The organism is Paenibacillus sp. P4_E11, assembly GCF_056401635.1.
In genome coordinates this window covers 1-3,105 of the sequence record NZ_JBFUIX010000282.1, presented here as the reverse complement: position 1 = coordinate 3,105, position 3,105 = coordinate 1, and the positions used below count along the sequence as shown (strand labels likewise).

The 3,105-nt window shown below is 51.0% G+C and carries 2 protein-coding genes and 1 pseudogene; all 3 read left to right on the top strand.

Translation table 11 applies throughout. The features are described from left to right. Positions 1–774: pseudogene (locus tag AC1DWB_RS32820) on the top strand (hypothetical protein); the annotation flags it as partial. 159 nt (positions 775–933) lie between these two features. Then, on the top strand, positions 934–2,361 hold the full coding sequence (locus tag AC1DWB_RS32815; protein ID WP_477545291.1) for an ABC transporter substrate-binding protein: 1,428 nt from the start codon (positions 934–936) through the stop codon (positions 2,359–2,361). Then, positions 2,354–3,105, top strand: a 752-nt coding sequence (locus AC1DWB_RS32810) for a carbohydrate ABC transporter permease (protein WP_477545290.1), incomplete at its 3' end; no start/stop codon positions are given. The genes AC1DWB_RS32815 and AC1DWB_RS32810, both read left to right, overlap by 8 nt.

Sequence of the window (3,105 nt, the reverse complement as noted above, 5' to 3'; positions counted from 1 at the left end):
CTATCTCTTGCCTCGCTCGTTCAGCAGGGTGACGGCAACTATGTCTTGAAGCTGATCTCGATCGTGAATCAACAGGAGACGGACATCGGACAGTTAGGCAAGGATCAGATTCGTTCCGTGAAGCTTGGCTGGTCGAATAACGGCCGATACCTCATTTATCTCTCGCGCAAGGCTGAGTCAGGGGGAGACGGAATCCACGTGTACGATACTACCGCGAGATCGATGAAGCGCTACACAGTCAATGGCTGGAAGCCAACGGATACGATCGTCTCTGTCCATATAGCCGATGACGCCCAAAGTGTCGTGATCATCAAGATGATCGACAGGCTGGCGTACGTTCAATTCGGTACGTGGCGGGGGAATGAGTTGGTGAATACCTATGAGCATCTCGCTTCACGGGATAGTGGGGTGGAGTGGATACACAACGACCAAATCGTCTTTATGGGACCGGAAGCTACACTGTATGCATATGACCGGCGTAATTCGGCTTTATCCATTCTGTTGGAGCAGATCGGCATGTTCCGTCTGTCGCCGGATCGCAAAGCGATCGTGTATTCACAAAGCAAGGACACGCTCTATGCGGCTTCCTTGTATGGGAACAATGTGTTGAACAAGACGCAAATTTTCAAAGGTATGGTGCCTAATCGGATGGAGTGGAGTCCGGATAATGGAAAGCTGCTATTAAGTGGGTGGAAAATGTACGAACAGGATAAGCCCCGTCCAATCGAAGCAGCAGTGATCGGTATTCAGAACTTGGTGATAGAATTCAAATAAAGAATCAAGAGACCAGACGTCGCTTGATTCTTTTTTTTGTGCCTCAAAATTTCACGTCCGGACACATTTAGTTGACAAGTTGGTTTAGTGTCGGCAACATCTATGTCTTAAAGTAATCTAGAAGATGTTAAAACTGAAAGACAAGGATGGAGATGGAGAATGAACAAAGCAAAGATTTGGCTCGGACTGAGCCTTAGCCTGGTCATGTTCGGGATGTCAGCATGCAGCTCAAGCCCTTCAGGGAGCGGCAATCCAGTAGGATCGCCTGTACCCGATCTGGGTAAATCGGGTGAAACGCTCGCGCCGCAACAAACGAGCACAGTACAGGAGAGTCCTCAGAAGGGTGGGAAAGCGACTATCGTATTCTCTACCTTCTGGCCGGATGAACGGCTGCAGCAAGCCAAGCGGAATTACGAGGCTGCCCATCCGAACATTACGATCGAGCTGCAAGACGTACAAGCCGACGACGCCCATGCGGAAGCCGAGCTCAAGAAGTACATAACCGCGACGAACACGGCAATGCTGTCAGGCAAAGGTCCTGACATGCTTGCTCTCGACATGCTGCCGAGCGAGAAATATGTGGGCCAGCACCTGCTGACCGATCTGAGCGGCATGCTGAAGAAGGATCCTGGTTTCATACGAGGCGACTATTTCAACAATATTCTGGAGAATAGTCAGATCAATGGAGGACTTTACGGGCTGCCGCTCTCGTTCTTCCTGAACGTCCTGATCGGGAATGAAGGTGCGATTCAGCCGACAGGGGTACATATAGACGATAAGAAATGGACTTGGGAAACATACGCCGAGACCCTCAAGCAATTGATTAAAAAAGGCTCGCTCCATAACGTTCCCGCTACCTCTGTGGGAATAGTTCCTGCTCAAGGCCAGGAGGCGATGCAGGCGCTACTCAGCGAAATGGTGAAGGAGAATTATTCCCGTTTCGTGGATGAAGAGAACCGGAAGTCCAACTTCGAGACGGCGGCTTTCACCGAGATGATGCAGATGGTGAAGATCATGTACGAGGAGGGCGTCTTCGTCTATCAACGGGGTGGCATGTACTTCACGCCCCGAAATATCAATTCGGCTTGGGATTATCTCGTCTCCATGAAGGAAACCGGCAATCAATCGAGGTTGTATGCCAAGCCGCGAGCAGAGGGGACGAAAACCGGCGGGTACTTTTACCCTTACCTGAGTATTGGTATCAATGAAAAATCGTCCGTAAAGCAGGAAGCTTGGGCGTTTCTTCAGTACCTGATGTCGGAGGAACTGCAGCCTTCACCTGAACGGGCCGGGTTTCCGATCAACAAGAAGGTGTATCAGAAGCAAGTTCAGCAGCTCCTAAGCGGTGGTATGATCAAGGCTTATGAGGAAGGGCCTCTCAGTGGGCAGACGTTTCCCGTCGATCCCGCGCAGTTGCAACAGCTGGAGAGCTACTTGTCCGAAGCTGTCCATCCAGTAGCTTTTCAGCCTACCAAGATCGAAGAGATCGTTATGAAGGAGAGCCGAGCCTTCTTCAGCGGTCAGAAAACAGAGAAGGACGTGGCGAAGCTGATCCAGAACAAGGTCACGACTTATTTGAATGAGTAAGCTCTGGTTGCCTGCATGGCTGGGGAAGGAGGGGGCAGTTGCTTGGATCTTCTTAGCCCCCAGCGCGGCCGGATTTCTAATGTTCTACATCATTCCCTTCGGGATGGGGCTCCTGTATTCGTTTACGGATTCGACGCTGGATGGCAAGTTCGTTGGCTTCGACAACTACGCAGCGCTGCTCGGCAGCAAGTCGTTCCACAAGGCGGTTTGGAATACGCTGCTCTTCACTAGTGCGAGTGTCCCGCTGCTCTTGGCATTATCCTTGATCCTTGCGATCCTGCTAAACCGGCAGCTGATGCTACGCAAGTGGTTGCAGACGTCCTTCATCTTGCCGCTCGTCGTGCCTGTTGCTTCTGTCATCATGGTCTGGCAAATAATATTCGATTGGAACGGCGCCCTGAACGCCTGGCTGCACAGCCATTACGGGGAGCGCATTGATTGGCTGCAATCCGATTGGGCGATGGGGGTGCTCGTGGTTTTGTACATTTGGAAAAACATCGGCTACGACATGATCCTATTCCTGGCCGGACTTCAATCGATTCCTGTCTCGTACTATGAAACGGCGAGGATTGAAGGAGCCGGCCGGCTTCGCCAGCATTACCATATCACGCTAGTATACTTGACCCCAACAATGATATTCGTGGTGAAGATTTCGATTCTCAATTCGTTCAAGGTGTTCCGAGAGACTTACTGGCTCGCCGGAGATTATCCGTATAACCACATCTACATGCTGCAGCATTATAT

What these genes read in the sequence shown, in the direction of transcription:
- AC1DWB_RS32815 (WP_477545291.1), top strand. Translation starts at nt 934, where the DNA reads ATGAACAAAGCAAAGATTTGGCTCGGACTGAGCCTTAGCCTGGTCATG.